7 protein-coding genes are annotated in these 7,022 nt (G+C 68.4%); all 7 read right to left on the reverse strand.

Going from position 1 to position 7,022, the window contains the following annotated elements; genetic code table 11:
- Positions 1 to 21: 21 nt before the first annotated feature.
- Genes ACUXVE_RS18295 through fliE form a run of 7 tightly spaced genes read right to left on the reverse strand, consistent with a single transcriptional unit; the run spans position 22 to position 6,705 of the window.
- Complete coding sequence (locus tag ACUXVE_RS18295) at positions 22 to 1,185, reverse strand: flagellar hook-length control protein FliK (protein WP_445514915.1); 1,164 nt, start codon at positions 1,183 to 1,185, stop codon at positions 22 to 24.
- Positions 1,185 to 1,652, reverse strand: a complete 468-nt coding sequence (fliJ, locus tag ACUXVE_RS18300; RefSeq protein ID WP_025878992.1) for a flagellar export protein FliJ — start codon at positions 1,650 to 1,652, stop codon at positions 1,185 to 1,187. The genes ACUXVE_RS18295 and fliJ overlap by 1 nt, the downstream gene beginning before the upstream one ends.
- Positions 1,649 to 3,049 (reverse strand): flagellar protein export ATPase FliI, encoded by a 1,401-nt coding sequence (gene fliI / locus ACUXVE_RS18305; protein ID WP_080148829.1) that lies wholly within the window; start codon positions 3,047 to 3,049, stop codon positions 1,649 to 1,651. The genes fliJ and fliI overlap by 4 nt, the downstream gene beginning before the upstream one ends.
- Positions 3,046 to 3,687: a FliH/SctL family protein gene (locus ACUXVE_RS18310; RefSeq protein ID WP_140227014.1), complete on the reverse strand. Its 642-nt coding sequence runs from the start codon at positions 3,685 to 3,687 to the stop codon at positions 3,046 to 3,048. Before ACUXVE_RS18310 ends, fliI begins: the two co-directional genes overlap by 4 nt.
- Positions 3,684 to 4,670, reverse strand: coding sequence for a flagellar motor switch protein FliG (gene fliG / locus ACUXVE_RS18315; protein ID WP_025878995.1), 987 nt, complete (start codon positions 4,668 to 4,670; stop codon positions 3,684 to 3,686). Before fliG ends, ACUXVE_RS18310 begins: the two co-directional genes overlap by 4 nt.
- 10 nt (positions 4,671 to 4,680) lie before the next feature.
- Complete coding sequence (gene fliF / locus ACUXVE_RS18320) at positions 4,681 to 6,327, reverse strand: flagellar basal-body MS-ring/collar protein FliF (RefSeq protein ID WP_222389700.1); 1,647 nt, start codon at positions 6,325 to 6,327, stop codon at positions 4,681 to 4,683.
- Between the two features lie 12 nt (positions 6,328 to 6,339).
- Positions 6,340 to 6,705: a flagellar hook-basal body complex protein FliE gene (gene fliE, locus ACUXVE_RS18325; protein WP_025878997.1), complete on the reverse strand. Its 366-nt coding sequence runs from the start codon at positions 6,703 to 6,705 to the stop codon at positions 6,340 to 6,342.
- Positions 6,706 to 7,022 lie beyond the last annotated feature (317 nt).

The raw sequence follows: 7,022 nt of genomic DNA on the forward strand, positions 1-7,022 counted from the left end.
GACCTTGGTCGGCACGCACGGTCAGGCGTACGCGTCCAACAACCCGCGCTGGCGGATCAGCTGCGACGCCGACACCGTGGTGTCGCCCAGTGACGGTTCTCCGTCACCACCACGACCGCCGCCGCCCGCCGGGCTGCCCGGAGTGCCGTCGCCACTGTGCTGCTGGCCGACATCGGCATGGGCCAGCTGGAAGCCCTGCTCGCCGAGCAGTTCACGCAGGCGCGGCAGGCTGCTTTCCAGCGCCTGGCGTACATCCACATGCGGGCTGCTGAAGCTGGCATGGACCCTGTCACCGTTCATCTGCAGGCGCACGTCCACCGGCCCCAGGTCTTCCGGGTTGAGGCGGATGTGGGCATGGCCGATCTTCTGGTCGGCCAGCCAGCCGATGCGCGCGCCGATGGCCTGGTCGAAACCATCATCGCCCAGCACCGGCTTCGGAGTCGGTTCGCCATTGAAGACGGCATTGCTGGCCAGTGCGGCCTTCAGGTCCTGCAGGGCGGCGGGCAGGGGGGGCTGCAGCGGCGCCGGCGGTGCGCGGTCGCCGATCTGCAGGCTGTCACCGTCGTCGGCACGATCCAATGCCTTGCCACCCATCACCAGCTCCGGCAACGGCAGGCCACTGGCCTCATCATCGCCGGCAGCGGATGCCGGAGCGCTGGCGGTCGGCGCTGCCGCGCCCTGGCTCGCGTTGGTCGCCACTGCGGCGGTCGCGGGTGCCAGTGCAGTGGAGGGCAGCGCGCCGCCTTCGGCATCGCTGGCCGCTGGCGGCGGCAGCACAGGCGCCGGATCGACGCCGGTGGGCACGGCCAGCATCAGGCCGGCCAATCCGAGTGGTGGCCAGGGCGCGTCGTCCGCGTTGGCCGGGGTGTCCTTGTCATCGCTGGCTGCCGACGTCGCCGGTACAGCAGGTGTCGATGTGCTGGCCTCCGTGGCGGCTGCTTCGCCGTCGGTCGGCCGCGGCGTCGCCTTGCCCGGGTTGCCGTCGGGTGGTGTTGCAGCGTTGGCCGGTGTTGCCGGATTGCTGGCGTTTGTGGCGGTACCGGGAGTGCCGGTCGACGCGCCGCCGCCCTGCAGCATCTGGCCGAAATCCTTGCCGGAATCGCTGCGCGAGGCGCGTGCGCTGCCGGCATTGCCACTGCCGCCGGGCGTCGGTGCGCTGGCGTTGCTGCTCAACGGGGAGGGCATCACGACCGGCCTCCCTGCTCGCCATCGTCCTGGTCTTCGGTCTGTGCCAGGCGCGCGCGGCGTGCGCCGATGTCATCCATCTCGCGCTGGTCGCGGCGGTCGGTCACCACTTTTTCCTGCGCGCGGTAGCTGGCGGCCAGCTGCTCCAGCACGGCCTTGTCACGGCTGGCCAGGATCAGGCGCGCGCGTTCGGCCTCCACTTTTTCGAGGTTGCCGTTGACGGTCTGCTGCTGCTGCTCCACCGCGCTGTCCAGCCGGTCCAGGAATGCGCGCCGGTTCAACAGCTGCGCCGGGCTGGTCGCGGCCATCTGCGCGTTGGCGTACTCCTCGGCGTAGCGCCGCAGTTCGTCCAGGCGCGACAGATGGGTGTCGAGCACGTTCTGGCGTTCGGCCAGGTCGCGGGCGACCGCGTCCTCGTGTTCCTGGGCCCGCTTCAGCAGGGGGTCGATGCGCTTGGACTGGATCATGTCAGCCTCTCGTTCTCTTGTTCCACCAGGCGCTGCAACGCCGCCTGGCTGTGCGGTAGATCTGCGGCCTTGGCCACATCCTGGCCGAGGAATTCCATGATTTCCGGCCAGCGCTCAAGGGCTTCATCGGTGGCCGCGTCGTTGCCGCGCTGATAGGCGCCGATGGCGATCAGGTCGCGGTTGGCCGAGTAGGCCGAGACCAGCCGTTTCAACTTGCGGATACGCAGGCGCCACGCTTCGTCGGCGATTTCCGTGACCACGCGGCTGACCGACGATTCCACGTCGATGGCCGGGTACAGGCCGCTGTCGGCCACGCGGCGCGAGAGCAGGATGTGGCCGTCAAGAATCGCGCGCGCGGCATCGGCGATCGGATCCTGCGGATCGTCGCCTTCGGTCAGCACGGTGTAGAAGGCGGTGATCGAACCGCGCCCCTTGGCGCCGTTGCCTGCACGTTCCACCAGTGCCGGCAGCTTGGCGAACACCGATGGCGGATAGCCGCGCGTGGTGGGCGGCTCGCCCACCGACAGGCCGATCTCGCGCTGCGCCTGCGCGAAGCGGGTCAGCGAATCCATCAGCAGCAGGACGTTCAGGCCCTGGTCGCGGAACCACTCGGCGATGGCCGTGGCGCGGTAGGCGCCATGCAGGCGGGCCAGCGGCGGCCGGTCGGCCGGGCTGGCCACCACCACCGCGCGGCGCAGGCCTTCCTCACCCAGCGTGCTTTCAACGAAATCGCGCACTTCGCGGCCACGCTCACCGATCAGGCCAACCACGATCACGTCGGCGGCGGTGTAGCGGGTCATCATGCCCAGCAGCGTCGATTTGCCAACGCCGGAGCCGGCGAACAGGCCCACACGCTGGCCGCGGCCGATCGGCAGCAGCGCGTTGATCGCGCGCACGCCCACGTCCAGCGGCTGGGTGATCGGTTCGCGCGCCAGCGGATTGATCGAAACGCCGGCCATGCCGACGTGGCCTTCAGCGCGGATCGGGCCCTTGCCATCCAGCGGTACGCCATCACTGTCGATGACACGGCCGAGCAGGCCTTCGCCCACTTCCACGCCGCCACGACGGGCCGAGGGCACCACTCGCGCATTCGGCAGCAGCCCGTGCAGTTCGGCGCTGGGCATCAGGTAGGTGCGTTCGCCGGCGAAGCCGACCACTTCGGCATCGACCCAGCCGCCGTCAACCACTTCCACCTTGCAGCTGGCGCCGAGCGGCGCTTCGCAGCCGACCGCTTCCAGGGTCAGGCCGACCGCCCGCCGCAGCACGCCTTCGCGGATCAGCCCGCGACCGTGCGCGGTGTCGACCTTCAGGCCGTCGAGGCGGTTGGCCAGGCGCAGGTTGCGGGCAACGGCCCAGTCGGCCGGCGGCGACGGCTGGGAAGCGGTATTGGTATTCATGCGATGGCTCCGGTCTGGCGGATCACGGCGTCCAGCGCGCCGCGCAGGCGGGCTTCCAGGGTGCCGTCGATGCGTACCGCTTCGGCATGCACGCGCAGGTCGCCACGGCTCAGGCTGGTATCAGGCACCAGGCGCTGCTGCGGCGACAGGGTCAGCAACGGGGCGAGGGCGTTGATGTCATCGGGGTGCAGGCGTACTTCCACCTCGCGGTTGCTGCCGCCGACGGCGTCAATCGCCTCGCCGACCAGTTGTCCCAACAGCGCCGGGTCGGCCTCGTAGGCACGGCCTACCAGCGCACCGGCAATGCGTACCGCCAGTTCGCCGAGGGCGCCGACCACTTCATTTTCCAGGCGTGCCAGCGGCCGGCCGAAGTTGTCGAGGATGCCCTCGATCTGCGCGACCAAGCGGCGCACTTCGGCCTGGCCCTGGCTGAAGCCATCGGCATGGCCCTGGTCGAAGCCTTCCTTCTCGGCGCTGTCCTGGATCGCCTGGATTTCCTCCAGGGTCGGCAGCTGCAGCGGCGGCTCCGGCTCATGCTCCGGGTCCGGCTCGGTGAGTTCGAAGGCCTCGTCCTGGTCCAGCACCGGTTCGGGCTGGGCCAGCAGGTCCGGGGCGAGCCAGCGCACGACGTTGCTCACAGCATCGCCTCCGCGCTGCCGCCGATGGTGACAGTGCCCTCATCGGCCATGCGCTTGACGATGGCCAGGATCTCGCGCTGCGCCACTTCCACGTCGGACAGGCGTACCGGGCCGCGCGCTTCCATGTCTTCCAGCAGGATCTCGGCTGCACGCTGGGACATGTTGCGGGTGATCTTGTCGCGCACCTTGATGTCTGCACCACGCAGGGCCAGGCCCAGTCGCTCGCCGCTGACTTCGCGCAGCACCAGCTGCATCTCCCGGTCGTCCAGGTCCACCAGGTCGTCGAACACGAACATCAGGTCCTGGATGCGGCCACTCAGCGGTGCGTCGATGCGCGCGATCTCGCCGAGGATCGCCTGGTCCTGGCCGCTGTCCATGAAGTTGAGGATGTTGGCCGCGCACTGCACGCCGCCGATGTTGGACGACTTCAGGTTCTGGTTGCCGGCGAACTGGCGTTCCATGATCTCGTTGAGTTCGTTCAGCGCATTGGGCGGAATGCCGTCGAGGGTGGCGATGCGCAGCAGTACGTCCACGCGGGTGCGCTCGGGCAGCAGCTTCAGCGCGTCGGCAGCCTGGTCGGTTTCCAGGTGCGCCATCACGATGGCGATGATCTGCGGATGCTCGTTGCGCACCAGGTCGGCCACCGCACGCGGGTCCATCCACTTCAGTGCGTCCAGGCCGGTGGTGTTGCGGCCCAGCAGGATGCGGTCGATCAGGTTGCCGGCCTTCTCGCTGCCCAGCGCCTGCACCAGCATGTTGCGGATGTAGTCGTCCGAGCCCACGCCCAGCGAGGTCTTCGAGCCCAGTTCCTGGCTGAACTGGTCCATCACCCGTTCCACCTGTTCGCGGGTGATGTCGGACATGGTGGCCATGGCGATGCCGATCTTCTGCACCTCCTTCGGCTCCATGTGGCGCAGCACTTCGGCCGCGTCCAGTTCACCCAGCGACAGCAGCAGGACGGCGGCGCGCTGCACGCCGGTCAGGGGCGCGACCTCAGTCATTGGCCACCCAGCCCTTGACCACCTGGGCCACGCGCTTGGAGTCGGTCTTCACGGCTTCACGGGCCATCCGCAATCGTTCCTCATAAGAATCCACCGGCAGGGCCAGTGCTTCCGGCCCGCCCAGGCTGACCCGGTCGGCGCCCAGCGCCGGCAGCGGGGTGCCATCGTCATCGACCAGCTGCACGTCCGCGGTGTGCGGTTCCAGCGCCAGTTCTTCGTTCGTGCGGTTCTGCCCGGTGATGCCGCGCAGTGCCGGGCGCAGCACGCCGAACAGCAACGCCATCACCACCAGCGCACCCAGCAGCATGCGGCCGGCATCGTGCACCCACGGCAGTTCCCACCAGTTCGGGCCCTCCACCGGCGTGGTGTCACGCACGAACGGGGCATTCATCACCGACACGGTGTCGCCACGCTCGGCACTGAAACCGACGGCCTGCTTGACCAGTGCCTCGACCCGGGTCAGTTCGGCCGCCGACAGCGGCTGCGGTGCAACCTTGCCGTTGGCGCCGGCGCGCGGCACGTTGTCCACCAGCACCGCCACCGACACGCGCTTGATGCGGCCGGCCGGCTGGCGGGTGTGCTGCAGGGTACGGTCCAGCTCGTAGTTGCGGGTCGCGTTCTTGCTGCTTTCGGTCGGTGCCTGCGCGGTGGCCGGTGCGGTGGCCTGGCCTGGCGGGCTGTTGCTGGTGGCACCCGGTACGCCCTGCGGGCCCGGCGTGCTGCTGGTGTTCTCGCTCATCTGCTCGCTGCGCAGCTTCTGCGGCTCGCCGTTGTACAGCTCGCGCGCTTCCTCGGTCACCGAGAAGTCCATGTCGACACTGACTTCGGGGTTGACCCGGCCGGGGCCGGTCATCGGTTCCAGCAGCTCGCGGATGCGCTGGTTGAACGAGGTTTCCTGGCGGCGCACCTGTTCGAACTGGGCAGCGTTGACGGCCGCTTCGCTGTTGGGGTCGCTGACGCTGAGCATGCGACCGCTCTGGTCGACCACGGTCACCCGTTCCGGCGCCAGATCGGGAATGGCTGCAGCGACCATGTGCACGATCGCATCAACCTGGCTGCGTTCCAGCTGCTGGCCGCCACGCAGTTCAAGGGTGACCGAGGCACTGGCCACGTCACGCTGGCGGGTGAACGCACTGGGCTTGGGAATGGCCAGGTGCACGCGCGAATCGCGCACCGGGCGCAGCGTGTTGATGGTGCGCGACAGCTCGGTTTCCAGCGCATGCTGGTAGCGCGCGCTTTCCACGAACTGGCTGACACCAAAACCGGGGTCGCGCTCCATCAGCTCGAAGCCGAGCTTGCCGCTGTCGGTCAGGCCCGAGCCCGCCAGTTTCAGGCGGGCATCATGCAGGTTCTTCTCCGGCACGGTGATGCCGCCGGTGGCCGGGTCCAGCTGGAACGGAATCTGTGCGGCACGCAGCAGATCGGTCGCTTCAGCGGTGGCCTTCTGGTCCAGGCCGGTGTACAGCGGCACCATGCCCGGCTTCTGCGACCAGAAGAACACGAACAGCCCGGCCGCGACGGCCACGGCGATCATCGCCATCAGTCCGAGCCGACGGGTGATCTGCAGGCTTTGCAGCCGATCGAACCACTGGCCCGCCTTTTCGGCGTTCAGGGATTCCTTGGAGAGCGACAGGGCCATGCGGTTCTATCCTTACAGCGGCATGTTCATCACGTCCTGGTAGGCCTGGACGAGACGGTTACGGACTTCCACGGTGGCGCGGAAGGCGATCTGGGACTGCTGCGAGGCGACCATCACCTTGGCCAGGTCGGCACCGGGTTCACCCAGTTCGAAGGCCTTGGCCAGCGCGCCGGATTTCTGTTGCGCATCGTTGACGCCGGCTATGGCGCCGCGCAGGGTTTCAGTGAAGCTGGCAGGCTGGACCTGCGGCGCATCCAGCACCGTGCCCGGCAGGGCATTGCTACGCGGCGCTTCGGCCAGCGGGTTGAGCGCGGGCTGTCCCACCTGGGTCTGGTAGGAGCGGATCTGGGAAAGGATCGAAGTGACGGAGTGGGACATCTGCAACGGTTCCAGAAACAGGGATGGGGGTGTCTGCTGGAGCTAGTGCAAGTGCCGTGCCGAAATGGCTGATCGGTTCAGTGAAGTGAGGGGGGTATTGCTTTGCGGGGTTGCACCCCGCGCCCCGCGGTAGTGCCGGCCGCTGGCCGGCAACCTCAACAGCAACAGCCGAAGCAAAAGCGGGGTTCCTGTGGGATGGCGGGGTGGGTCCGGTGGCGGGGGACGCCGTAAACCCGTCCATGAAGTGACCCCCTAAAGTTGGACAGTTGGGGGATCAGGCGGCCAGCGCGACCTGTTCCCGGTACTTTACCGGGCTC

Source organism: Stenotrophomonas sp. 3(2025), from assembly GCF_052665395.1.

What these genes read in the sequence shown, in the direction of transcription:
- ACUXVE_RS18295 (WP_445514915.1), bottom strand. Translation starts at nt 1,185, where the DNA reads ATGCCCTCCCCGTTGAGCAGCAACGCCAGCGCACCGACGCCCGGCGGC.
- fliJ (WP_025878992.1), bottom strand. Translation starts at nt 1,652, where the DNA reads ATGATCCAGTCCAAGCGCATCGACCCCCTGCTGAAGCGGGCCCAGGAA.
- fliI (WP_080148829.1), bottom strand. Translation starts at nt 3,049, where the DNA reads ATGAATACCAATACCGCTTCCCAGCCGTCGCCGCCGGCCGACTGGGCC.
- fliF (WP_222389700.1), bottom strand. Translation starts at nt 6,327, where the DNA reads ATGGCCCTGTCGCTCTCCAAGGAATCCCTGAACGCCGAAAAGGCGGGC.
- fliE (WP_025878997.1), bottom strand. Translation starts at nt 6,705, where the DNA reads ATGTCCCACTCCGTCACTTCGATCCTTTCCCAGATCCGCTCCTACCAG.